We start from the raw sequence: 24531 nt of genomic DNA on the forward strand, positions 1-24531 counted from the left end.
CTTGATGCGCTCTGGCGAATAATCTCGCCGGACGCGTGCGCGAATAGCCGTTCCGGAACCGCGAGCGCCGCTTTTCAGCCAGGTCAAACCTGATAAAATGCGCGCACTCGCATTTATGAGCTAACTTTTTTTCCCTTGGAGGGGTAATGGACAACATCGAACAGCGCGTCAAGAAGATCGTCGCCGAGCAACTGGGCGTCGCCGAAGCTGAAATCAAGAACGAAGCTTCGTTCGTGAACGATCTGGGTGCAGACTCGCTCGACACCGTGGAACTGGTGATGGCCCTCGAAGACGAATTCGGCATGGAAATCCCTGACGAAGAAGCTGAGAAGATCACGACGGTTCAGCAAGCGATCGATTACGCTCGCGCGAACGTCAAGGCCTGAGTGCCTGTTCCTTGTCCGGGCCGGCGCGCGCACGCGAGTTGCACGCTAGCGGCCCGCGAGGATGCTTGCCCGTGAAACCGCGAACACCCGCCGCATCTGCTGCGGGGCATCGGCCGGTCAACTAGCCACAGGGCTCACAGGAGCATTTCCTGTGGCCTCTGTGGCTTTTGTTTTGTCATCTATGGAAAAGGGGTTACCGTGAGCCGCCGTCGAGTTGTTGTTACAGGCCTGGGGCTGATTTCGCCTGTTGGCAATAATGTTGCCGACGGGTGGGCCAATCTGGTCGCCGGAAAGTCCGGCATCGCCAACATCACGAAGTTCGACGCTACGAACTTCTCGACCCGTTTTGCCGGCGAAGTGAAGGGCTTCAACGTCGAAGATTACATGCCGGCGAAAGAAGCACGTCACATGGATACGTTTATCCATTACGGCATTGCTGCGGGCATCCAGGCGATGCAGGACAGCGGCCTCGAGATCACCGAAGAGAATGCCGAGCGCGTAGGCGTGGTGGTGGGCTCGGGCATCGGTGGCCTGCCTATGATCGAAGTCACGCAGACGGAACTGCTCAACCGCGGTCCGCGCCGGATTTCGCCGTTTTTCGTGCCGGCTTCGATCATCAACATGATCTCCGGTCACCTGTCGATCAAGTACGGCCTCAAAGGCCCGAATCTCGCGATCGTCACGGCCTGTACGACGGGCCTGCACTGTATCGGCGAAGCCTCGCGTCTGATCGAGTACGGCGACGTCGACGTGATGATCGCGGGCGGCGCGGAATCGACCGTCTCGCCGCTCGGCATCGGTGGCTTCGCGGCGGCGCGTGCGCTCTCGCAGCGCAACGACGACCCGGCAACGGCGAGCCGACCGTGGGACAAGGATCGCGACGGCTTCGTGCTGGGCGAGGGCGCTGGCGTGATGATCCTCGAAGAGTACGAGCACGCGAAGAAGCGCGGCGCGAAGATCTACGCGGAAGTCGGCGGCTACGGCATGAGCGGCGATGCGTATCACATGACCGCTCCGCTCGAAGACGGTGACGGCGCGCGCCGCTGCATGCAGTACGCGATGCGCAACGCGGGCGTGAATCCGAACGAAGTGAACTGGGTTAGCGCGCACGGCACCTCGACGCCGCTCGGCGACATTGCGGAAACCACCGCGATCAAGCGCGCGTTCGGCGATCACGCGAAGGACATCGTCGTCAACTCGACGAAGTCGATGACCGGCCACCTGCTGGGCGGCGCGGGCGGCCTGGAGTCGGTGTTCTCGGTGCTGGCCGTGCACAATCAGGTGTCGCCGCCGACGATCAATATCTTCAACCAGGACCCGGCATGCGACCTGGACTACTGCGCGAACACCGCGCGGGACATGAAGATCGATGTCGCGCTGAAGAACTCGTTCGGCTTTGGCGGCACGAACGGCACGCTTGTTTTCAAGCGCTTCGCTTGAACTGCTGCTAAACACGGCATGTGAGCCCGATGTGATCGCCTCGTGCGACACGGCGGCCGCGCCGGCGCAGTTGCATGCGCCGGCCGGCTGCGACACCTTTTCCGATACGCGGCGCATACGTGCGCCGCGTATTGTCTTGCGCCCGTCCTGGGCACTGCATGCGCTGCTGCTTGCAGGCGTGCTGATTGCGACTGCCGCGTTTTTCACGACGCTCGCGCCCTGGCTTGGCGCATGGCGGGCTTTGCCGCCGGCGCTCGCGCTGGGCGCAGCCGGACTGCTCGCTTTTCAGGCATGGCGCCGTGCGCAGCCAGCCTTCATCGAAATCGGGGCCGACCGTTTCGCCGCCTTTGCGCGCACCGGGGCACAACTTGTCGACGGACGCCTGCTCGGCGCCTCGCAGTGGGGCGCGGCGCTCCTCGCGCTCGTGGTGGAAGAGGGCGGACGCCGCAAGACGCTGCTCGTGGCCGCCGATTCTCTCGGTGCCGAGACTTACCGCATCCTCGCAGTGAGCGCGCGCGCCGCCGCTGGCCGTTAACACATTCAAGCGCCATCGCGCTTGCACGGCCGATGGCGTTTTTACGGTTTCGCGTACCCGCATTTTTCCGCATTGCCTGCATTGTCTCCGGCCGCTGCACCCCAGCCAGTCTTGCGTTGCGTCTGCCAGAGCGCTGTAACGACTGTAACGGCTGTTACGCGTGTAACGTGGCAGCGTGGCGGTAACGCTACAATGGTGCCCCCGCGTCCACTTCAATGAGCTAACGGATTTTTCAGGTGAGCGAAAAAGAAATAGACCAGTTGCTGGTCGAGCGCGTGCAAAAAGGCGACAAGGCTGCGTTCGAACTTCTGGTCTCCAAGTACCACCGCAAGATCATCCGCCTGATCTCGCGCCTCGTGCGGGATCCCGCCGAGGTCGAAGACGTGGCGCAGGACGCCTTTATCAAGGCGTATCGGGCCCTGCCGCAGTTTCGTGGCGAATCCGCTTTCTATACGTGGTTGTACCGAATTGCCGTCAACACGGCGAAGAACTACCTTGCGACCCAGGGAAGACGCGCCCCCACATCCACCGAAGCAGATGCAGAAGAAGCGGAAACTTTCTCGGACGCCGATCAACTAAGGGATATCAATACGCCCGAGTCGATGTTGATGAGCAAGCAGATTGCCGAGACGGTTAACGCTGCCATGGCGGTTTTACCGGAAGAACTGCGCACCGCCATTACGCTTCGGGAAATTGAGGGTTTGAGCTACGAGGAAATCGCCGAAATGATGGGGTGCCCGATCGGCACTGTCAGATCGAGAATTTTCCGTGCTCGCGAAGCCATTGCGGCAAGATTGCGTCCGCTGCTGGACACACCGGAAGGCAAGCGCTGGTAGCACACCAGCGCTGCGCCGGGCACGGACGCAATTCACTGGATGTGGGTGTGTGTCACTACGGGGCTCTGTAAGAAAATGGGGAGCATCATGGGGTCGGTTTCGATGCAATCGGTGTCAAGCTCGCGCGGCGAGCAACTGTCCGCCTTCGTCGACGGCGAAATGGCCGGCGATGAACAGCATCTGAACGCTATTCTTTCGGGGCTCGATCAAGAGGGCCGCAAGGCCTGGTCGAGCTATCATCTGATCGGCGACGTGCTGCGTTCCGACGACCTGGCGATGAGCCCGGCCGCGAGCCAGTCGTTCATGGCGGGCTTTGCCGCGCGTTTCGAGGCGGAGCCGCACGTGCTCGCGCCGGCAGCTCTGCCCGCTGCATCGGGGCAATCCGCCACGCATAACGGCCGCGTCTCGCGCATTCTTGCGCTGCGCCGCCGCGTCGTGCCGTCGCTGGCCGTGGCCGCCGCGGCCGCTACGCTCACGTGGATCGTCATGCCGCAAATGCGCGGCGTCGGCATGGCCGGCGCGCCGCAGATCGCCGCGGTGCAATCCGCTGGCGACAATGTCCAGCGCGTGGCCATGAATACCGTGCCGGTGCAGACGGCGGCTGCCATGCAGGACGGCAATATCATCCGCGATGCGCGTCTGGACGAATATCTCGAAGCGCACCAGCAGTTCGCGCAGCAGCCGGTCATGTCGGATTCGATGCCGTTCATCCGGTCTGCCGCCCTCACCACGCAAGGCCAGTAAAGTCTGATGCAGATAGAGCGGTTCAATAAAACGACAATCTTGGGGCGGCTGCCGGCATTGCTGTGCTGTGCAGCCGTAATGTTCACCGCTCTGTCCGCCGCCACGCACGCACACGCGCAGGGCGCGTCTGCCGCCTCCGCGGTAGACCCCGCTGCGCGGCAGAGCGCCCTGCAGTGGCTAGATCGCATCCAGCAGGCTGCGCAGCAGCTGAACTATGCGGGCACCTTCGTCTACCAGCGCGGCGCGTTCGTGCAGTCCTCGCGCATCACGCACTACGCCACCAAGAGCGATGGCGAGTACGAGCAGCTCGAAAGCCTCGACGGCAAGCCGCGCAAGATGCTGCGCCATAACGACGATCTCTACACGTTCGTGCCCGAACGCAAGCTGTGCGTCGTCGAAAAACGCCAGAACAAGGAAGCCTTCCCCGCACTGCTCGCTACGAATGGCGAACAGGTGCTCGCCGTCTATGAGCCGAAAATGCTCGGTAGCGACCGTGTGGCCGGCATCGACAGCAGCGTGATCGAACTCAGCCCGAAGGACGCCTATCGCTTTGCCTACAAGCTGTGGGTCGATGCGAAAACGGGCCTGCTGCTGCGCGCGCAGACGCTCGATCCGTCGAATGGCCAGGTGCTCCAGCAACTCTCCTTTACGCAGGTGAGTATCGGCGTGCCGGTGGACAAGGCGCCGATCGTGGCCGGCATGCGCAACACCGCCGGCTGGACGGTCGTGCGTGCGCCGCTACAAACAGTCGATATGGGGGCCCAAGGCTGGACCTTCGCGCAAACGGTGCCGGGCTTTCGCATGATTCGCGAAGTGCGTCGCCCGATGGCCGCACGCGATGCCAACGAGCCGCCCATTCCCGTCGATCAGGCCGTGTTCTCAGATGGGCTGTCGGCCGTCTCCGTGTTTGTCGAGCCAGTCGAGCACAATAGCCGCAAGGAAGGCTCGGGCAGCAGCGGCGCGACCCACGTGCTCGTGAAGCGCAGCGGGGACTACTGGATCACTTTGCTTGGCGAGGTGCCCCAGGCCACGTTGCAGCAATTCGCGTCTGCCATAGAATACAAAGCTCCCAAGTAACCGCTACGGCCGATTTCGATATGACGATCCTCCCGCTGCGCAAATTCTTCGCGGCCGCGGTGGTGGCGGTATGCCTGCCGTTCGCCCCGCTCACGGCATTGGCGGCGCCCGCCGCCAATTTGCCGGACTTCACCGATCTCGTGGACAAGGTGGGGCCCTCTGTCGTCAACATCCGCACCACCACGCGCGTGACGCTCTCGCCGCGCGGGCTGCCGCCGGGGATGGACAACGGCGACATGTCGGAATTTTTCCGCCGCTTCTTTGGCATTCCCGTGCCACAGGGGCCGCAGGGCGGCCAGTCGCCGCGCGGCGGTCAAGGCGGTGGCCAGGACTCCGGCCCGGACAGCGGCAACGACACTGAGCAGAGCAGCGGCGTGGGCTCGGGCTTCATCATGACGAGCGACGGTTACGTGATGACCAACGCGCACGTCGTCGACGACGCGGACAGCATCTACGTCACGCTCACCGACAAGCGCGAGTTCAAGGCCAAACTGATCGGCGTGGACGACCGCACCGACGTGGCGGTCGTGAAGATTCAGGCCAACAACTTGCCGGCTATTACGATCGGCGATTCGAACAAGGTGCGCGTGGGCGAGTGGGTGCTGGCGATCGGTTCGCCGTTCGGACTCGAAAACACCGTGACTGCTGGCATCGTGAGCGCGAAGGGGCGCGATACGGGCGACTATCTGCCGTTCATTCAGACCGACGTGGCCGTGAACCCCGGCAACTCGGGCGGCCCGCTCATCAATATGCAGGGCGAGGTGATCGGCATCAACTCGCAGATCTATAGCCGCACTGGCGGCTTCATGGGCATTTCGTTCGCGATTCCGATTGACGAGGCGATGCGCGTGGCCGATCAGCTCAAGGCCACGGGCAAGGTCACGCGCGGCCGGATTGCGGTGGCGATCGGCGAGGTGACCAAGGACGTGGCCGATTCGCTCGGCCTGCCGAAGGCGCAGGGCGCGCTGGTGTCGAGCGTCGAGCCGGGCGGTCCGGCCGACAAGGCGGGCATCCAGCCGGGCGACATCATCCAGAAGTTCAACGGCCAGACCGTCGATGCGGCCACCGACTTGCCGCGCATGGTGGGCGACACCAAGCCGGGCACGCGCTCGACCATCACGATCTGGCGTAAGGGCACGACGCGCGATTTGCCGATCACCGTGGCCGAGTTGCAGCCGGACAAGGGCACGAAGGCGGACCAGCGCAAGGCGCCGGAGCCCAAGCCGCGCGCGGCGAATGCCCTGGGTCTTTCCGTGACGGACCTCACCGCCGATCAACTGAGCCAGCTCAAGATCAAGGGCGGCGTGATGGTGGACTCGGTGGACGGCCCGGCCGCGCGCGCGGGCTTGCAGAAGGGTGACATCATCCTGCGTGTGGGCGACACGGATATCACGGGTGCGAAGCAGTTCCAGGAAGTCACGTCGCGGCTCGACTCGCAGAAGATGGTGGCGATCCTCGTGCGCCGCGGCGACAACACGCAGTTCGTGCCGCTGCGCCCGCGCAATCCGGGGCAGAAGTAAGCGATGAGCGCTCCTGCCCTGAAGCCGGCCGCTACGGGTTCGCGTACGGGAGCGCATCTCGTGCTTTATGGCCGTGCGTGGTGTCATCTGTGCGAGGACATGCGTGCGGCGCTTGAGCCGTTGGCGGCAGTGGCGGGGGCGCACATCGAGATGATCGATGTCGATTCCGACCCCGCGCTGCAGGCGCGCTACGATGAACTCGTGCCGGTGCTGGTCTGCGATGGTATCGAACTGTGCCACTACTGGCTGGACGAGGCGCGCGTGCGTACCGCGCTGGGCTTGGGCGCTGCGGCGCCCGATGGCGCGTCGCAGGGTGTCGCTGCACCGTGATATATCGGTGACTTACTGCACGGTTCGCCGGGCGGCCCCCTTTTCGGCTAAAATAGATCGTTTTTTCATCTGTTTACGAGGCGTGTCCAGCTTTCGTTGGGGCGCGCCTTTTTCGCTTGATCGGTACTGAATGGATCATATTCGTAACTTCTCGATCATTGCGCACATCGACCATGGCAAGTCGACGCTCGCCGATCGCATCATCCAGCTGTGCGGTGGCCTGTCCGACCGTGAAATGGAATCGCAGGTGCTCGACTCGATGGATCTCGAGCGCGAGCGAGGCATCACGATCAAGGCGCAGACCGCCGCGCTCACGTACAAGGCACGTGACGGCAAGGTCTACAACCTGAATCTGATCGACACGCCGGGGCACGTCGACTTCTCGTACGAAGTCAGCCGCTCGCTTTCGGCGTGCGAGGGCGCGCTGCTCGTCGTGGACGCAAGCCAGGGCGTGGAAGCGCAGACCGTGGCGAACTGCTACACGGCGATCGAACTCGGCGTGGAAGTCGTGCCGGTGCTCAACAAGATCGACCTGCCCGCCGCCAACCCCGAAAACGCCATCGAAGAGATCGAGGACGTGATCGGCATCGACGCCACCGACGCCACGCGCTGCAGCGCGAAGACCGGCATCGGCGTGGACGACGTGCTCGAATCGCTCATCGCCAAGGTGCCGCCGCCCAAGGGTGACCCCGATGCACCGTTGCAGGCGCTCATCATCGACTCGTGGTTCGACAACTACGTGGGCGTGGTGATGCTCGTGCGCATCGTCAACGGCACGCTGCGTCCGAAGGACAAGATCAAGCTCATGGCCACCGGCGCGCAATATCCGGTCGAGCACGTGGGCGTGTTCTCGCCGAAGTCGCGCAACCTGGAATCGCTCTCGGCGGGGCAGGTGGGCTTCATCATCGCGGGCATCAAGGAACTCGCCGCCACCAAGGTGGGCGACACCGTCACGCTCGCGACCAAGCCGGCCGAAGAACCGCTGCCAGGTTTTAAGGAAGTGAAGCCGCAGGTGTTCGCGGGCCTCTATCCGGTCGAGGCGAACCAGTACGACGCGCTGCGCGAATCGCTCGAAAAGCTCAAGCTCAACGACGCCTCGCTCCAGTACGAGCCCGAAGTTTCGCAGGCGCTGGGCTTCGGCTTCCGCTGCGGCTTCCTCGGTCTCTTGCACATGGAGATCGTGCAGGAGCGTCTCGAGCGCGAGTTCGACATGGACCTCATCACCACGGCGCCCACCGTGGTGTACGAAGTCGTGCAGGCGGACGGCACGCTGATCAAAGTCGAGAACCCGGCGAAGATGCCGGAGCCCTCGAAGATCGCCGAGATCCGCGAGCCGATCGTGACCGTGAACCTGTACATGCCGCAGGACTACGTGGGCTCGGTCATCACGCTCTGTACGCAAAAGCGCGGCAACCAGATCAACATGCAGTACCACGGTCGTCAGGTGCAGCTCACCTATGAAATTCCGATGGCCGAAATCGTGCTCGACTTCTTCGATCGTCTGAAGTCGGTGTCGCGCGGCTATGCGTCAATGGACTACGAGTTCAAGGAGAACCGCACCGCGGACGTCGTGAAGGTCGACATGCTGATCAACGGTGACAAGGTTGATGCGTTGTCCATCATCGTGCACCGCTCGCAGTCGCAATATCGCGGCCGCGAAGTGGCGGCGAAGATGCGCGAGATCATCCCGCGCCAGATGTACGACGTGGCGATTCAGGCCGCGATCGGCGCGCACATCATCGCGCGCGAGAACATCAAGGCGCTGCGCAAGAACGTGCTGGCCAAGTGCTACGGCGGCGACATCTCGCGTAAGAAGAAGCTTCTCGAAAAGCAGAAGGAAGGCAAGAAGCGGATGAAGCAGGTTGGCTCTGTCGAAATCCCGCAAGAGGCGTTCCTCGCGATTCTCCGGGTCGAAGACAAATAAGCTGGGCAGATAAGCAGAACAACGGACCTTTTCATGAATTTTGCGCTGATTCTTTTTGTGCTCGTCGTTCTGACGGGTATCGCGTGGGTTGCAGACAAGATGGTGTTCATGCCGCGCCGGCGCCTCGCCGCCGATGCGGCGGTCGCCGAATTCGACCGGCAGCAGGCACGCATTGGCGAGCGCTTCGCCGACGAGAACGCGCCCGCAACGCGTCAGAACCTGCGTAACGAAAAGCTGCGCCAGCCGTGGTGGCTCGAATACACGGCGAGCTTCTTCCCCGTGATCCTGATCGTGTTCTTCGTGCGCTCTTTCATCGTTGAGCCGTTCAAGATCCCGTCGGGTTCGATGGTGCCCACGCTGCTCGTGGGCGACTTCATCCTCGTGAACAAATTCGATTACGGTCTGCGTCTGCCGATCACCAACACGAAGATCACCCAGGGCCGCGGGCTCGAGCGTGGCGACGTGGTGGTATTCCGCTATCCGAAGGACGAGTCGGTCGACTACATCAAGCGTGTAATCGGCCTGCCGGGCGACGTGGTGGCGTATCAGGACAAGCAGCTCACGATCAACGGCAAGCCGGTGCCTGAAACGCCGCAAGCCGATTACTTCGACGAAGAGCGCATCGGCTATGCGAAGCAGTTCACCGAAGACCTCGGCGACCGCAAGAACAACATCCTCAATAATCCCGCCGTGCCGCCGTTCATCGTGGGCGCGGAAGATTATCCGTATCGCGACAACTGCCAGTACAACGCACGCGGCGTGATCTGCAAGGTGCCGCCGGGTCATTACTTCATGATGGGCGATAACCGCGACAACAGCGCGGACAGCCGCTATTGGGGCTTCGTGCCCGACGCCAACATTGTTGGCCGCGCGTTCTTCATCTGGATGAACTTCAGCAGTCTGAAGCGCATCGGCTCGTTCGAGTAATGCGTGTTCGATTGCGATGCATGCGTGCAGTATGTCTGTGACTCGCATGTGATTCGCGACGCATCTTCGCGCGCTACTTGAAGAAGCGCCGGTAACGTCGCTTCATCATGGTTTTTCGCCCGCCGGCCGGCGTTTTCGCCGGGGCCGGCGGGCGCGTTATACTCTCCCCATGCCCCTATCTCCGTTGGAAAGCCGTTTGCGCTACGAATTTCGCAATGCGGAATTGTTGCGCCAGGCTTTGACCCACCGCAGCCACAGTGCCACGCATAACGAACGCCTCGAATTCCTTGGGGATTCGGTTCTGAATTGCGCGGTGGCAGCCCTATTGTTCCAACGTTTTAGCAAGCTGGACGAAGGCGACCTCTCGCGCGTGCGCGCGAATCTGGTCAAGCAACAATCGTTGTACGAGATTGCTCAGGCCCTCAATATCGCCGACGGCTTGCGCCTGGGCGAGGGCGAACTGCGCAGTGGCGGTTTCCGCCGTCCTTCGATTCTGGCCGATGCGCTCGAAGCGATCTTCGGCGCGATCTTTCTCGACGGCGGCTTCGACGCCGCCCAGACGGTCATCAAGCGCCTCTATATTCCGATCCTCGACCACATCGACCCGCGTACGCTCGGCAAGGATTCCAAGACGCTGCTGCAGGAGTATCTGCAGGGCCACAAGATCGCGCTGCCGACCTATACCGTCGTCGCTACGCATGGTGCGGCGCACAATCAGCAGTTCGAAGTCGAATGCACAGTGCCCAAGCTCGACGTGAAGGTGTCGGGTTCGGGGGCGAGCCGTCGCGCTGCCGAGCAAGCCGCCGCGAAGAAAGCGCTCGACGAGGTGATGGCCGCCGCGCCCGCGCTGGTCGCCAAGCCGCGCCGCTCGAAGGGTGCACGCGCGCCCAAGGCTGAACTCGAGGTCGTGCCCGGCGTGACGGGCGTGCAGGGCGCACTCGATCTGCGTTCGCCCGAGCGTCGTGCGCGCGGCGAGCGTCTGGGCGCCGGCGCTCACCATGCCACCACGGCGGGCGAGGAGTCGGGCGAACGTATGGCTGCAAATGTGGCGGCCGCGCCGCTCGCGGTGATTCGCGCGGCGCACGTGCAGGAGCGCGGTGCGGAGAAGGGCGAACGCGCCCCCGTGGAGAAGTCAGCCGAAAAGCCTGCCGATAAATTCGATGCCGTGCCGTCTGCCGGTTCGATCGCGCCACGCGTGTCGCGCGGTCGCGATGCACAGGCTAGCAACGGCACGACCAGCGCGGTAGACGAACCGTCGCCAGGCGCGCCGTCCAGCGCATCTAACGGTTCAACGGCGGGCTCGACGGGAGGCTCAACTGCAGGCTCCACCGCCGAAGTCGGTACAGCGGTTCCCGTGCGGGCCGCCGATGCCGGCGGCCACTGATTCAACCCGGGCGCGCGGCGTTTGAACCGCGCGCTCTGTTCCCGTTTAGCTTCCTTTGCTTCATTACTCCGGTCCGATCATGAACGCACCCACTTCCACTCCTGCCGGTTTCCGCTGCGGCATGGTCGCGATCGTCGGCCGTCCGAATGTCGGCAAGTCCACGCTGATGAACGCGCTGGTCGGCCAGAAGATCAGCATCACGTCGCGCAAGGCGCAGACCACGCGCCATCGCATCACCGGCATCAACACGGTCGAAGACGCGCAATACGTTTTCGTCGACACGCCGGGCTTCCAGACGCGCCACAGTACCGCGCTCAACCGCTCGCTCAACCGCGCCGTTACCTCGACGCTCAGTTCCGTCGACGCCGTGCTGTTCGTGATCGAAGCCGGCAAGTTCGGCCCCGACGACCAGAAGGTGCTCGACCTGATTCCGCCGAACGCGCCCACGATTCTCATCGCCAACAAGATCGACCGCGTGACCGACAAGGCCACGCTGTATCCGTTCATCGAGGGCGTACAGAAGCTGCGCGAGTTCCGCGAGATCGTTCCGCTCTCGGCCAAGAATGTCGACGACATCAAGCGCCTGCTCGAAACGCTCAAGCCGTACCTGCCCGAAGGCGAGCCGATCTATGGCGAAGACGACCTGACCGACCGCAGCGAGCGCTTTCTCGCCGCCGAGATCCTGCGCGAAAAAGTCTTCCGCTGGACCGGCGACGAGTTGCCGTACACGAGCACCGTGCTCATCGAGAAGTTCGAGCAGGAAGGGCGTCTGCGCCGCATCTTCGCGACGATCCTCGTCGATCGCGACACCCAGAAGGCCATGGTGATCGGCCAGAAGGGCAGCAAGCTCAAGCAGATCAGCACCGAGGCGCGTCTCGACATGGAAAAGCTGTTTGACGGTCCGGTCTATCTCGAGACCTTCGTGAAGGTGAAGAGCGGCTGGGCCGACAACGAAGCCGGCCTGCGCGCTTACGGTTACGAGTGACCCGCTGCGAGTGCGAGGCGCAGGTGCCAGGATGAATGACGGCGCAGCCGGAACCCTGAACGACGACTGGCCCGCACCCGACGCGGGCATGAACGCCGACGACGCCGACTTCGAGTCGCCCGCCGGCGATCGCGCTCGCCCCGCGCGTGCGCCAGCACGTGGCGCGCGCAAGTCATCGTCCGCTGCGCACGGCGACCTGGCCGAAGGCGCCGACGTCACGCTCGAGCGCGGCCCCTCATCGCGCACCTCGCGCAAGACCAGCGCACGCTCCACCTTGCCGCGCGCGCCGCGCAGCGCGACGCCCGATTACCGCGTCGCCGAACAGCCTGCGTTCGTGCTGCACAGCTATCCCTGGCGCGAAACCAGCCTCATCATCGACGTGCTCACGCGCGATCACGGCCGCGTCGCGCTAGTCGCGAAGGGCGCCAAGCGCCCGCACTCGGCGCTGCGCGGCGTGCTGCAAACCTTCCAGCCGCTCACGCTTTCGTGGACCGGCAAGGGCGAAGTGCGCACGCTCACCGGCGCCGAATGGGTGGGCGGCATGCTGCCGCTCGCCGGCGACGCGCTGCTGTGCGGCTTCTACGTCAACGAGCTGCTGGTGAAGTTCTGCGCGCGCGAAGATCCGCACCCGCCGCTGTTCCGCCACTACGTCGTGACGATGACGCGTCTCGCGCACGACGAGCCGCCCGTGCAGGTCCTGCGCTCGTTCGAGCGCGTGCTGCTGCGCGAAACCGGCTATGCGCTAGCGCTCAACCGCACTGTGAACCGCAAGGCCGTGGTGGCGGAAGGGCGCTATGTGTTCGATCCCGAGCGCGGCGTGCGCGAGGCCTCCGACGAATGGCCGGCGCAATGGCCCGTGCTTTCCGGCCAGACGTTGCTCGACATGGAAGAGGACGATTACCATCGACCCCAGACCGTCGCGCAGAGCAAGGCGCTGATGCGTTTCCTGTTGCACACTTACCTTGGTGGCACGCCGCTCGCGACGCGCCAGATCCTGATCGACCTGCAGAATCTATGAGCTTCTTCCTCACTTCGCCCAACGTGATCGACCTCGGCGTCAATATCGATCACGTCGCCACGCTGCGCAACGCGCGCGGCACGGCCTATCCCGATCCGATCCGCGCGGCGCTGCTTGCCGAAGAGGCGGGCGCCGATGTCATCACGCTGCATCTGCGCGAGGATCGCCGGCATATCGTCGACGCCGATGTGCGCAAGCTGCGTCCGCTGCTCAAGACGCGCATGAACCTCGAATGCGCGGTCACGGCCGAGATGCTCGACATTGCGTGCGAGATCAAGCCGCAAGACGTCTGCCTTGTGCCCGAGAAGCGAGCCGAATTGACGACCGAAGGCGGCCTCGACGTGGCAGGGCAGTTCGACGCCGTGGCCGCTGCTTGCCGGCAGCTGGCCGACGCGGGCATCCGCGTGTCGCTCTTCATCGACCCGGACGAGACGCAGATTCGCGCGGCGCACGAAACCGGCGCACCCGTGATCGAGCTGCATACGGGCCGCTATGCCGAAGCGCACGAAGCCGCCGAACAGCAGCGCGAGTTCGAGCGGGTGGTACTGGGCGTGAATTGCGGCATCGGCCTCGGGCTGAAAGTGAACGCGGGTCACGGGCTGCACTACACGAACGTGCAGCAGATCGCCGCCATCGACGGCATTCACGAGCTCAACATTGGCCATGCGATCGTCGCGCAGGCGATCTTCGCGGGCTGGGAGAACGCGGTGCGCGAGATGAAGGCGATCATGGTTGCGGCGCGTCTTGCCGCGACGCGCGCGTGACCTGCTTCTGATTGGCACACTCTTTGGCCCACCCGGCGACGAGGAATGCATGGCGATTTACGGCATTGGTACCGACATCATCCAGGTGAGCCGCGTCGCGGCCGTCATGGAGCGCACCGAAGGGCGCTTTGCGCAGCGCGTGCTCGGCCCCGACGAACTCGCGGTTTATGAAGCGCGCAAGGCGCGCTCGGAAAAGCGCGGGCTCGCGTATCTGTGCACGCGGTTTTCCGCGAAGGAAGCGTTCTCGAAGGCCATCGGCCTCGGCATCCGCATGCCGATGACCTGGCGCGCCGTGCAGACGCTCAACGCGCCCGGCGGCAAGCCGTATATGGTGGCCTCGGGCGAGCTCGCGCAATGGCTCGAGGCGCGCGGTATCACCACGCAGGTTTCGATCACCGACGAACAGGACTACGCGGTTTCGTTCGTGGTTGCTGAAACCGATCGACCCGCCGATCAACCCGCCGCTCAACCGGTGCGCTGATTTTCAATCCCGCCGCGCCTGGCAGACGCCGCGCGCGGTTTTTTCTTGCCCATTCAACGCCAGATCGATGAAGAGAATTCCCGGACCGGTCATGCTCGACGTGGTCGGCACGACGCTCAACGACGACGACATCCGTCGTCTCGCGCATCCCTCAACCGGCGGCGTGATCCTGTTCGCGCGCCACTACGAGAACCGCGCGCAACTCGTCGCGCTCACGGACGCCATCCGCGCGGTGCGCGAGGACCTGCTGATCGCCGTCGACCATGAGGGCGGCCGCGTGCAGCGCTTTCGCACCGATGGCTTCACGGTGCTGCCCGCGATGGGGCGCATCGGTGCGCTGTGGGACAAGGACGTGCTGCTTGCCACCAAGCTGGCCACGTCGGTCGGCTATATCCTGGCGAGCGAGTTGCGCGCCTGCGGTATCGACTTGAGTTTCACGCCCGTGCTCGATCTGGGCTATGGCCAGTCGAAGGTGGTGGGCGACCGCGCGTTCCATCGTGACCCGCGTGTCGTCACGCTGCTCGCCAAGAGCCTGAATCACGGCCTCGCGCTTGCAGGCATGGCGAACTGCGGCAAGCATTTTCCGGGTCACGGCTTCGCGACCGCCGATTCGCACGTCGCGGTGCCGGTGGACGAACGCCCGCTCGAGTCGATTCTTGGCGAGGACGCGCAGCCTTATGACTGGCTCGGCCTCTCGCTCACGGCCGCCATGCCGGGCCACGTGATCTATCCGAAGGTCGACTCGAAGCCGGCCGGCTTCTCGCGCATCTGGGTGCAGGAGATTCTGCGCGCGCGCCTGCGCTTCACGGGCGCGATCTTCAGCGACGATCTTTCGATGGAGGCCGCGCGCCAGGGCGGCACGCTGACCGAGGGCGCTCGCGCGGCGCTCGAGGCGGGCTGCGACATGGTGCTGATCTGCAACCAGCCGCACGAGGCGGAGAAGGTGCTCGATGCGCTGCGCGTCGCCGAGCCCACGCGCGAGGCGCAGGCGTCGGCCAAACGTATCAGGCGGCTGCGGCCGCGCGGCAAGGCGCTGCGCTGGGACAAGCTCGTGGCCGATCCCGCTTATCAGTCCGCGCAGGCGTTGTTGCGTACCGTGTTGCCCTGAGCTGAACGTGGTGCGCGCGGTTGCCCGCGCGTTACGTAACACGGCGCGCGAACACGGCTCCAAAAAACGGAACGGCGGCCCTTCGAATTCGAAGGGCCGCCGTTTTTTCGTGCTCCAGAAACGTCGCGGGCGTCAATTCAGCCGCATGCGCTGGAGCTTGTTATAGAGCGTCTTCGGGCTGATGCCGAGAAGCGACGCCGCGCGGTGGCGCGTGCCGCCCACGGCGTCTAGCGTGGCGCGGATCAGCATTTCCTCGACGTCGGCGAGCGGCGTGCCGACCGTGACCTGCACGCGGCCGCCATTGACTTCGCGCGGCGAGACGCTGCTGGTTTCCTCGGCCTGCAAGGTTTCGAGGATATCGTCGGACGCATGCCACGCGCGCTCCACGCGCTCGTGCAACTCGCGCACGTTGCCGGGCCAGTCGTAGGCGAGGCACTCACGCAGGAAGGTGGGCGCGACAAGCCGAGTCGTGCCGGTCAGGCCGCGTGCGTGCGCTTGGAGATTGAGTTCGTCGATACGCGCTGCGGCGAGCAGCGCCGCGTCGTCTTCGCGCTCGCGCAGCGGCGGCAATTGCACCGCCGCAGCATCGAGGCGCATCCACAGATCCTCGTGCAGCATGCCCTGCCGGACCGCGTCGCGCGGCACCGTGCGCGTGGCCGCGATGAGGCGGAAATCGGTGCCCACTTCGCTATTGCCGCCCACACGCATGAAGGTCTGCGAATCGAGCGCGCGCAGCAGCGCTTCCTGTTCGGCGCGCGGCAACTCGGTGAGTTCGTCGATGAAGAGCGTGCCGCCGCTCGCCTGATCGACGAGACCGGGCTCGCGCTGCTCCGCGCCGTTGAACGCACCGCGCTCGTGGCCGAAGAGGAGGCTCGCGAGCGGGCGCCCGGCGGCGGCTTCGGCCGCTCGCGCATGCGCGTCGCAGACGATGAACGGCCCCTTGCGGCGGCGGCTCAGTTGATGCAGCGTGCGCGCTGCCACTTCCTTGCCGGTACCCGCTTCGCCGTGCACGAGGATGGCCGATTCGGTGGGCGCGAGTTGTTCGAGCGCGTCGTAGACGTGCTGGATCGCACTGCTGCGGCCCACCATCGGACCGAAGCGGCCGAGTTCGCGCAGCATCGCGCGCAGCGCGCGGACTTCCTCGGTCAGCTCATAGGGGCGCGGAATGCGTGCGAGCAAGCTGCGCAGGCGCGGAATGTTGACGGGCTTGAGCAGATAGTCCCAGATACCGTGGCGCAGGCCTTCGATCGCGCTTTCGACGGTCGCATTGCCGGTCATCACGATCACGGGCAACGCGCCGCCCGGTGGCTGCGCAGGCAGGTGGGGCAGCAGTTCCAGGCCGCCGCCGTCGGGCAGATTCAGGTCGACGAGCACGACGTCGGGGATGAAGCGTGCGAGTGCGGCACGCGCATCGGCGAGCGTGGCTGCGGTATCGACAGAAAAGCCGTCGGCGGCCAGGATGGCCGAAAGGCCGGACAGGCTGTTGGGATCGTCTTCGACAATCAGGGCGTGTGGCATGGCGGAGGCGGCTTACGGATGAGCGCGGGTGCGCCGGACAGCCACGCTTGCGCGCATGCCGGGCAGGTGGCGAGCAGGCGCGACGTGGCGGCGTACTGCGGCGCGGCACGATACGGGTGATTTCATGGAGATCACCGAGATCTCTCGAAGTATGTTGTTCAGTTCCGGTCCTCCCAGATTGACGGCAGGCGCGCGGAATTGCGCGGGCCCGCCGCAACGTGCAACGCTCAAGCTGTACTACCCCCATGCTGCAAACAAGCTGCTTTGTCGAGTGCCGGAGCGGCCGTGCCGCGAGCCGCTTCATCAGTCAATCGATCCGTGTCGATCCATGGCGCGGCTCGTGCGCTTCGCTGTGCGAGCTTCATGAGCGCGTCGTCCACAGGCTTGCTCCGGATGACCTTGGCCTTGCCAGGCCACTGCTTCCAGTTGCATGCAGCGATGTCGTTATTCATCGTGTTTCTCTCGGTTCAGAGAAGAGCGATGCTCGCGGGTTGCGTCATCGCGAGTGTGTCTCAAAAAGAACCAGCAGAAACCGTGCCATGAGTGCGGGGCCTTACCACTGCGAGACGCGTCTGATTTGCGCGCCTGAATAACCGGTAAGGATTTCCCATGTAGTCACAAACATACACGTTCGTGAAAAAAAGAAAAAGCGCCCCTTGGGGCGCTTTTATTTTTTGCACTCGCCATGCATCGGGATGGCGTTGCGTGCGCTTGCGGAAACGTTGCGGATGCACGCGTGCGCCGCAGGCGCATGCAGACGAACGCGTTAGGCGCGGCTGCGGTACTCGTTCGTACGCGTGTCGATTTCGATCTTGTCGCCGATGTTGCAGAAGAGCGGCACTTGCAGTTCGAAACCGGTGTGCAGCTTGGCGTTTTTCAGGACCTTGCCAGACGACGTGTCGCCCTTGACGGCCGGTTCCGTGTAGATGATTTCGCGCACGAGCACGGTCGGCAGTTCGACCGAGATGGCCTTCTCGTTGTAGAACACGACTTCGCAAGCCATGCCGTCTTCGAGGTAGTTCAGGGCGTCGCCCATCATCTCGCCTTCGACTTCGTACTGGTTGTAGTCGGCGTCCATGAACACGTACATCGGGTCGGCGAAGTACGAGTACGTCACTTCCTTGCGATCGAGCACGACGACGTCGAACTTGTCGTCAGCCTTGTACACGGTTTCCATGCCGGCGCCGGTCAGCAGGTTCTTGAACTTCATCTTCACGACGGCGGCGTTACGGCCCGATTTGTTGTACTCAGCCTTCTGCACGACCATGGCGTCGTTGCCAATCATCACGACGTTGCCGACGCGGAGTTCCTGTGCGGTCTTCATAATAAAAAACAGTCCTGTCCAGATTAAATAGCTTCAAGTGTGCGCGACGGCAAACGTCGCAAGCGGTTCGAATGGTGTGTCCCCTTGATGACCCGGAGAACGAAAATCGAAGCGCTTGAGACGGGTGCCGTCGGGTAACCGCTTATTTTAACTGAGTTTTTGCGAATTCGGCTAGATTTCCGCCGAGATCGCCGGCCTGCGCCAGTTCGCTCGCCCAGGCCTGCGAGCGGGCTTTGAACTCGGGCAAATATTGCGCGAAATCGCGCCAGTCGGGCACGGGCGGCGGGATCTGCGGGGGCGCATCGACGGTGCCGGGCGTCCGGTTCGGAGCATCAGCCGCATGGGCGTCGTTGCCGTTCCAGGCGTGCCAGAAGCGCGCGAGCGCGTTGCGCGGCGCCTCGGCGAGCGTGCGCGCGTAGTGTTCGAGCGCCGCATCGAGTTTGGGCAAATGGGCGTCGTCTCCCTGCGGGTAGATCTGCCAGACGAACGGCCGGGCGGCCCACTGCGCGCGCACGAATGAGTCTTCGCCGCGCACGAAATTGACGTCGCTGGCCCATAGCAGCGCGTCGTAGCCGCGCTGCTCCGTGAAGGCGAGGCCGTGCGCGCGCAGCGGGCCGCGCTCGGCGTGTGCGTGGGCATCGAACGATGCGACACTGAAAAAGCGCGCAATCGCGCCGGAGATGCGGCCCTGCGGCACGAGCAGCACGATCGGCGTCGGGCTGTCGCACCACTGCTCGAGCAGGGCGTCGACGGCGGGATTTTCGTAAGCGAAGAGCGAGATCACCGTGGCTTGCGGGTCGGGCGGCGGACCGCCGGTGGCGTTTTGCCACCACGCTGCTCGTGCCTCGGCCGAGCGCTCGAATGCGGCGCGTGCCTCATCGAGACTGCGCTCCTTGAGCACGCCGCCGGTGCCCGGGCCGAGGCCAGGGAAGAAGAAGTGCTTGAGCAGCGGGTAGCGCGGATGGGGGGAGGGGCGCAAATGAAAATCGGCAACCCAGTCTTCGGCGCTCAGGTATTCGAGGTTCAGCCACACGGGCGTGCGCTCGCGCTGCGCCATTGCGGCCACATAGACGCCCGGCAGTTCGCACGCGAACGCTTCGATCACCACGTCGGCGATCTGGAGCGTCTCGCCCGCGTGATCGGGCTCGTGCCAGTGTTCGATCACGACATCTTCGATGGTCTGCGTCGCTCGCCCGGGATCGAGCGCGGGGCACAGCTTCTGGAACGCATGCGGATCGTCGACGAAGATGCGCACTTCCCAGCCGTGCTCGTGCGCAAGCTGGCGCGCGAGGCGCCAGCACACGCCGATGTCGCCGAAATTGTCGATCACGGCGCAGAAGATATCGCAGGCGATGCGCGATGCGGCTGCTGATTCGGCTGCGTCTGATGCGGCGTCGCGTTGGCTGCTTGCTGCGGGACGTTTGCTGTGTGGCATGACGGAGGTGGGGGCTGGGGGGGGGCAGGTGCGGGGCCGCAAGCACGGCCGTCAAGGCGACGCTGGCCAAGGCAGCCGACGGGCTCGGCCCGCGCGCGGAATGATCTAAACTTGCGATTCTAAGATACCCGCATGACGGCGTCGCGCACGCGGCGCGGCCTGCCCGCTGACGCCACCCCACGCCCCCAGACTGGATGACCGCTTCCACCGAACCCGACGTTTTCGACCCGAAAGAGGTCTTGGCGCAGCTCCCGCATCTGCCCGGCGTGTATCGCTATTACGACGCGCAAGGCGCGGTGCTTTACGTGGGCAAGGCGCGCGACCTGAAAAAGCGCGTGTCGAGCTATTTCACGAAGACCCAGCTTTCGCCGCGCATCGCCATGATGGTCACGCGCATTGCGCGCATCGAGACCACGGTGACGCGTTCCGAGGCCGAAGCGCTGCTGCTCGAGAACAACCTCATCAAGGCGCTGACGCCGCGCTACAACATCCTCTTTCGCGACGACAAGTCGTATCCGTTCCTCAAGCTCACGGGACACAAGTTTCCGCGCATGGCGTACTACCGTGGCGCGGTCGATCGCAACAACCAGTACTTCGGGCCGTTTCCGAGTGCTTCGGCGGTGCGCGAGAGCATCCAGATCCTGCAGCGCGTGTTCCAGCTGCGCACCTGTGAAGACTCGGTCTTCAACAACCGCACGCGGCCGTGCCTGCTGCATCAGATCGCGCGTTGCACCGCGCCGTGCGTGGGCGCGATCAGCGCGGACGATTACGCGCGCGACGTAAGCAACGCCTCGCGTTTTCTGCTCGGCCGCCAGAACGAGGTGATGAAGGAGCTGGAGACGAAGATGCACGCGTTCGCGGCCGAGCTGAAGTTCGAGCAGGCGGCGTCCGTGCGCAACCAGATGAGCTCGCTCGCGACGGTGCTGCATCAACAGGTCATCGAAACCGGCGGCGAGAGCGACGTCGACATCCTCGCGGTGGTGGCGCTGGGCGGGCGGGTCTGCGTGAATCTTGCGATGGTGCGCGGCGGCCGGCATCTGGGCGACAAGGCGTACTTCCCGGCCCACGTCGAGCGCGCGCTGACCGACGAGGAAGGCGGTGTCGCCGAGGAGATCGATGGCGAGACCGTGCTGGCGGCATCGGCGCTGAAGTCGTTGCCGTCGCTCGCGCGCAAGGCCATGGTGTCCGCTGCGGGCGCGCATGCTGGCCAGGAAGGTGAAGAAAGCGGCGACGGGCGCGAGCCAACCGCTGAAGACGCTGAGGCCGATCCGCTCGCGTTCGCGGCGGATCTCGCGAGCGAGGCGCAAGAGGGCGAGGCAGGCGCCGATTCCGCGGCGTCCGCTCGCGCCAGCACGCGCCGCAAGCGCGAGACGGGCATTGAATCCGAAGTGCTTGATGCGTTCATCGCCCAGCATTACTTCGGCAACCGCGTGCCGCCGGTGCTGGTGGTGAGCCATCCGCCGGCGAACAGCGAACTCGTCGACGTGCTCAGCGAGCAGGCCGGACACAAGGTCACGCTGTTGCGCCAGCCGCAAGGACAAAAGCGCGCATGGCTCGCGATGGCCGAGCAGAATGCTCGGCTCGCGCTCGCACGCCTGCTCTCCGAGCAGGGCTCGCAGCAGGCGCGCACGCGCACGCTCGCGCAGATGCTCGGCCTGGAACTCGACGACCTCGCGCATCTGCGCATCGAGTGCTTCGACATCAGCCATACGATGGGCGAGGCGACCCAGGCATCGTGCGTTGTCTATCACCATCACAAGATGCAGTCGGGCGAGTACCGGCGCTACAACATCACCGGCATCACGGGCGGCGACGACTACGCGGCCATGCGCCAGGTGCTCACACGGCGCTACGAAAAGATGGTCGCGCAATCGGCGCGCAACGAGGCCGACGGCGCAGACGAAGGCGACGAAGTGCGGATCCCGGAGATTCTCGACGCGCCCAATGGCCCAGATAGCGCCGATGCCAGCGCGGTGCAGCCTGAAGGCGCGCAGCCGCCCGCGCCCGGCGGCACGCTGCCGAACATCGTGCTGATCGATGGCGGCAAAGGCCAGGTCGAGGTCGCTCGCCAGGTGTTCGACGAGCTGGGGCTCGACCCTGCGATGCTGGTGGGCGTGGCCAAGGGCGAGGGGCGCAAGGTCGGTCTCGAAACCCTGGTGTTCGCCGACGGCCGCGCGCCGCTCGAACTCGGCAAGGAGAGCGCGGCGCTGATGCTGGTCGCGCAGATCCGCGACGAGGCGCATCGTTTCGCAATCACGGGCATGCGCGCGAAGCGCGGCAAGACGCGCCAGACTTCGCGGCTCGAAGAACTCGAGGGCGTGGGCGCGAAACGTCGCCAGCGCCTGCTCGCGCGCTTCGGTGGCTTGCGCGGCGTGATGGCCGCGAGCGTGGAGGATCTGGCGAGCGTGGAGGGCATCTCGCACGCGCTCGCCGAGCAGATCTATCAGCAGCTTCATTGATCCCGCGATGGATCTCACGACCGCTTCACCCGCCGCGCTGTCTTACGTTTGCTTGTGGCAGGTCCGGTGACGCGGCACAATTGCATCTCCCATCATTGCGATCTTCTCCCTGACAGACTGCGCCACACGATGCCGTTCAATATTCCAATTCTTCTGACATGGCTGCGGATTGTGCTGATTCCGCTCGTGGTTGGCGTGTTTTATCTGCCGGAAACGGTGCTGAGCCCGATGCATCAGAACATCGCGGCGATGGTGATCTTCGTGCTGGCGGCGCTGACCGACTGGTTCGACGGCTATCTCGCCCGGAAGTGGAATCAGACCTCGTCGTTCGGCGCATTCCTCGACCCGGTGGCCGACAAGCTCATGGTGACGGCCGCGCTGCTCGTGCTCGTGCATCTGCAACGCCTTGACGCAGCGATCGCACTCGTGATCGTGGGGCGCGAGATCGCCATTTCGGCGCTGCGCGAATGGATGGCGCAGATCGGTGCGTCAAAAAGCGTCGCCGTGAACCAGCTCGGCAAGTTCAAGACGGCCTGCCAGATGGTGGCGATCCCGATGCTGCTGTTCTATGCGCCGCTGACGATCGGCGGGCACACGTTGTTCGACTCGCGCGTGTGGGGCACGTGGCTCGTCTACGTGGCGGCCGTGCTGACGATCTGGTCGATGCTCTATTACATGAAGCTCGCGTGGCCGCAGATCCGCGAGCGGGGAAGCCTGTAAGTGGCGCAACTCGGGATTCCCGCGAATCTTTTTTAAAAAGATTCCCCGAGGGGGTTGACACGATTCAGCAGGTTATACATAATCTCACTTCTCCGCTGCACGACAAGCAGCAAACGAAGCAGATGCGGTGGAGATCGCTGAAGTTAAGCGGTAAATCAGCGGCGAAGCAGGAAAATGCGGGAGTAGCTCAGTTGGTAGAGCGCAACCTTGCCAAGGTTGAGGTCGCGAGTTCGAGACTCGTCTCCCGCTCCAAATTTTGGGGCAGCGTTTTGCAGTAATGTAAAGCGGGGCGCCGGGGCAGTAAAGGCAGTTCGGCAGTAAAAATGCGGGAGTAGCTCAGTTGGTAGAGCGCAACCTTGCCAAGGTTGAGGTCGCGAGTTCGAGACTCGTCTCCCGCTCCAGAATTCCGGGGAAGCAGCGCTTCCCCTTTTGTTTGGCGGGCCGCAAGGCCGCCGCACAAAATCTGGTCGATGGTTGTGTGCGCAATCAGTGCGGTGCGTGCGAAACATCGAACAGTCCGCTTTTGGCGCGATAGCAAAGCGGTTATGCAGCGGCCTGCAAAGCCGTGTAGGCCGGTTCGACTCCGGCTCGCGCCTCCAGGTAAGACAAGAAAAGCCACCTTCGGGTGGCTTTTCTTTTTTCTACGGCGCATTCGATGCCTGGCCAAACAGATGATGTGCCGTCCTACGGGTTCCCGCACAATCGACGCATCGCTTTCCTCCGGACTTTCTCCATGCCCATCGAACTTCCCGAAGACGCGCGCGCTGCCGCGATTGCGTCGATCCAGCGCTACTTCGACACCAACATGGACGAGCCGATCGGCAATGTTGCCGCGGGCGGCTTGTTGGGCTTCTTTCTCGAAGAGATCGCGCCCGCTGTTTATAACCGGGCGATCGCCGATGCGCAGGAGCGCATGCAGGCGCGTATCGTCGAGCTCGACATCGACCTTCACGAAGAGCCGTTTCAGTACTGGCGCAAGTTCGAGTCGCCGCGCCGGCGCAAGTGACGAGTGACCAGTGGCGGTCCCGGCTGGCGTTTGTGCCGTACGCGCGCCGCGGGGCATAATCGGCGTTTCAGCAAGACTTGATGGAAATTCCATGATTGCGCAGCCTCCCGCATTGCCAACGGCCCAACTCGACTGGCAATGGACCGCATTCGATGCGCTTTCTTCGCGCGATGTCTATGAAATGCTCCGGCTGCGTTCGGCCGTGTTCGTGGTCGAGCAAAACTGCGTGTACGGCGATATCGACGGCCTCGACGGCGATGCCTGGCATCTGCTCGCGTGGGGGGAGCGGTACGGCGTGCGTGAATTGGCGGGCTATCTGCGCGTGCTGCTGCCAGACGCGGAGGATCCGGACGTGCGCATCGGCCGCGTGGTGACATCGCAGAACTTTCGCGGCATCAAGCTCGGCAACGGATTGCTCGAACGCGCGATCGCGCACATTGCCCGGCAATGGCCGGGCGTGCCGATGCGGCTGCACGCCCAGGCGCATCTGCAGAAGTTCTACGGCGCGTTCGGTTTCGAGCCGGTTTCGGAGATCCACGACGAAGACGGCATACCGCACGTGTGGATGCGTTCGGAGCAGGGAGCCGCGTAGGGCTCCGTGCTAACGCCT

At 64.1% G+C, this 24531-nt stretch carries 24 protein-coding genes and 3 tRNA genes; 23 read left to right on the top strand and 4 right to left on the bottom strand.

The window, feature by feature from the left end:
* Positions 1 to 146: 146 nt before the first annotated feature.
* The 16 genes from acpP to nagZ all read left to right on the top strand — a co-directional run bounded on the left by acpP (position 147) and on the right by nagZ (position 15459).
* Positions 147 to 386 (top strand): acyl carrier protein, encoded by a 240-nt coding sequence (gene acpP, locus HV773_RS19950; RefSeq protein WP_004197638.1) that lies wholly within the window; start codon positions 147 to 149, stop codon positions 384 to 386.
* A 198-nt stretch (positions 387 to 584) separates the two neighbouring features.
* Positions 585 to 1826 carry a beta-ketoacyl-ACP synthase II gene (fabF, locus tag HV773_RS19955; RefSeq protein WP_129562452.1) on the top strand — a complete coding sequence of 414 codons (1242 nt, stop codon included), beginning with the start codon at positions 585 to 587 and terminating at the stop codon, positions 1824 to 1826.
* Positions 1804 to 2361: a protein YgfX gene (locus tag HV773_RS19960; RefSeq protein WP_129562451.1), complete on the top strand. Its 558-nt coding sequence runs from the start codon at positions 1804 to 1806 to the stop codon at positions 2359 to 2361. The genes fabF and HV773_RS19960 overlap by 23 nt, the downstream gene beginning before the upstream one ends.
* 236 nt (positions 2362 to 2597) lie before the next feature.
* The gene (rpoE, locus tag HV773_RS19965; RefSeq protein ID WP_129562450.1) at positions 2598 to 3197 is read left to right on the top strand and encodes an RNA polymerase sigma factor RpoE; all 600 of its coding nucleotides are present in this window, start codon (positions 2598 to 2600) and stop codon (positions 3195 to 3197) included.
* A gap of 87 nt (positions 3198 to 3284) precedes the next feature.
* On the top strand, positions 3285 to 3941 hold the full coding sequence (locus tag HV773_RS19970) for a sigma-E factor negative regulatory protein (RefSeq protein ID WP_129562449.1): 657 nt from the start codon (positions 3285 to 3287) through the stop codon (positions 3939 to 3941).
* 6 nt (positions 3942 to 3947) lie between these two features.
* Complete coding sequence (locus tag HV773_RS19975) at positions 3948 to 5018, top strand: MucB/RseB C-terminal domain-containing protein (RefSeq protein ID WP_129562448.1); 1071 nt, start codon at positions 3948 to 3950, stop codon at positions 5016 to 5018.
* Between the two features lie 20 nt (positions 5019 to 5038).
* Positions 5039 to 6538 (top strand): DegQ family serine endoprotease, encoded by a 1500-nt coding sequence (locus HV773_RS19980; protein WP_129562447.1) that lies wholly within the window; start codon positions 5039 to 5041, stop codon positions 6536 to 6538.
* Between the two features lie 3 nt (positions 6539 to 6541).
* Complete coding sequence (locus tag HV773_RS19985; protein ID WP_129562446.1) at positions 6542 to 6868, top strand: glutaredoxin family protein; 327 nt, start codon at positions 6542 to 6544, stop codon at positions 6866 to 6868.
* Positions 6869 to 6998: 130 nt separating this feature from the next.
* Entirely contained in the window at positions 6999 to 8792 is a 1794-nt protein-coding gene (gene lepA, locus HV773_RS19990) for a translation elongation factor 4 (RefSeq protein WP_129562445.1), read from the top strand.
* A gap of 33 nt (positions 8793 to 8825) precedes the next feature.
* Complete coding sequence (gene lepB / locus HV773_RS19995; protein ID WP_129562444.1) at positions 8826 to 9719, top strand: signal peptidase I; 894 nt, start codon at positions 8826 to 8828, stop codon at positions 9717 to 9719.
* A 169-nt stretch (positions 9720 to 9888) separates the two neighbouring features.
* Positions 9889 to 11103, top strand: a complete 1215-nt coding sequence (gene rnc / locus HV773_RS20000; RefSeq protein ID WP_129562443.1) for a ribonuclease III — start codon at positions 9889 to 9891, stop codon at positions 11101 to 11103.
* 79 nt (positions 11104 to 11182) lie between these two features.
* A complete protein-coding gene (gene era / locus HV773_RS20005) occupies positions 11183 to 12088 on the top strand; it encodes a GTPase Era (RefSeq protein ID WP_129562442.1) in 906 nt (301 codons plus the stop codon).
* Between the two features lie 88 nt (positions 12089 to 12176).
* The gene (gene recO, locus HV773_RS20010) at positions 12177 to 13106 is read left to right on the top strand and encodes a DNA repair protein RecO (protein ID WP_129563366.1); all 930 of its coding nucleotides are present in this window, start codon (positions 12177 to 12179) and stop codon (positions 13104 to 13106) included.
* The gene (gene pdxJ, locus HV773_RS20015) at positions 13103 to 13870 is read left to right on the top strand and encodes a pyridoxine 5'-phosphate synthase (RefSeq protein WP_129562441.1); all 768 of its coding nucleotides are present in this window, start codon (positions 13103 to 13105) and stop codon (positions 13868 to 13870) included. Before recO ends, pdxJ begins: the two co-directional genes overlap by 4 nt.
* A 49-nt stretch (positions 13871 to 13919) precedes the next feature.
* Complete coding sequence (gene acpS, locus HV773_RS20020; protein WP_129562440.1) at positions 13920 to 14351, top strand: holo-ACP synthase; 432 nt, start codon at positions 13920 to 13922, stop codon at positions 14349 to 14351.
* 67 nt (positions 14352 to 14418) lie between these two features.
* The gene (nagZ, locus tag HV773_RS20025) at positions 14419 to 15459 is read left to right on the top strand and encodes a beta-N-acetylhexosaminidase (protein ID WP_129562439.1); all 1041 of its coding nucleotides are present in this window, start codon (positions 14419 to 14421) and stop codon (positions 15457 to 15459) included.
* 132 nt (positions 15460 to 15591) lie between these two features.
* Here the strand turns inward: nagZ and HV773_RS20030 are convergent, their stop codons facing one another.
* From HV773_RS20030 to earP, 4 genes are all read right to left on the bottom strand, one after another.
* On the bottom strand, positions 15592 to 16977 hold the full coding sequence (locus tag HV773_RS20030; protein WP_129562438.1) for a sigma-54-dependent transcriptional regulator: 1386 nt from the start codon (positions 16975 to 16977) through the stop codon (positions 15592 to 15594).
* Positions 16978 to 17204: 227 nt separating this feature from the next.
* Positions 17205 to 17429: a hypothetical protein gene (locus HV773_RS20035; protein ID WP_129562437.1), complete on the bottom strand. Its 225-nt coding sequence runs from the start codon at positions 17427 to 17429 to the stop codon at positions 17205 to 17207.
* Between the two features lie 314 nt (positions 17430 to 17743).
* A complete protein-coding gene (gene efp, locus HV773_RS20040) occupies positions 17744 to 18301 on the bottom strand; it encodes an elongation factor P (protein ID WP_129562436.1) in 558 nt (185 codons plus the stop codon).
* A gap of 142 nt (positions 18302 to 18443) precedes the next feature.
* Positions 18444 to 19736: an elongation factor P maturation arginine rhamnosyltransferase EarP gene (gene earP / locus HV773_RS20045; protein ID WP_129562435.1), complete on the bottom strand. Its 1293-nt coding sequence runs from the start codon at positions 19734 to 19736 to the stop codon at positions 18444 to 18446.
* 194 nt (positions 19737 to 19930) lie between these two features.
* Between earP and uvrC the strand changes: the two genes are divergently transcribed.
* The 7 genes from uvrC to HV773_RS20080 all read left to right on the top strand — a co-directional run bounded on the left by uvrC (position 19931) and on the right by HV773_RS20080 (position 24513).
* Positions 19931 to 22195, top strand: a complete 2265-nt coding sequence (gene uvrC, locus HV773_RS20050) for an excinuclease ABC subunit UvrC (RefSeq protein ID WP_129562434.1) — start codon at positions 19931 to 19933, stop codon at positions 22193 to 22195.
* Between the two features lie 129 nt (positions 22196 to 22324).
* Positions 22325 to 22915, top strand: a complete 591-nt coding sequence (gene pgsA / locus HV773_RS20055; RefSeq protein WP_129562433.1) for a CDP-diacylglycerol--glycerol-3-phosphate 3-phosphatidyltransferase — start codon at positions 22325 to 22327, stop codon at positions 22913 to 22915.
* Between the two features lie 176 nt (positions 22916 to 23091).
* Positions 23092 to 23167 (top strand) — tRNA-Gly (locus tag HV773_RS20060).
* Between the two features lie 73 nt (positions 23168 to 23240).
* Positions 23241 to 23316: transfer RNA gene (locus HV773_RS20065), tRNA-Gly, on the top strand.
* Positions 23317 to 23440: 124 nt separating this feature from the next.
* Positions 23441 to 23514, top strand: a tRNA-Cys gene (locus HV773_RS20070).
* Positions 23515 to 23648: 134 nt separating this feature from the next.
* On the top strand, positions 23649 to 23921 hold the full coding sequence (locus tag HV773_RS20075; protein WP_129562432.1) for a DUF2164 domain-containing protein: 273 nt from the start codon (positions 23649 to 23651) through the stop codon (positions 23919 to 23921).
* Positions 23922 to 24012: 91 nt separating this feature from the next.
* Positions 24013 to 24513 (top strand): GNAT family N-acetyltransferase, encoded by a 501-nt coding sequence (locus HV773_RS20080; RefSeq protein ID WP_129562431.1) that lies wholly within the window; start codon positions 24013 to 24015, stop codon positions 24511 to 24513.
* Positions 24514 to 24531: the final 18 nt, after the last annotated feature.

Source organism: Paraburkholderia caffeinitolerans (assembly GCF_902859945.1).
Lineage (GTDB): Bacteria > Pseudomonadota > Gammaproteobacteria > Burkholderiales > Burkholderiaceae > Paraburkholderia > Paraburkholderia caffeinitolerans.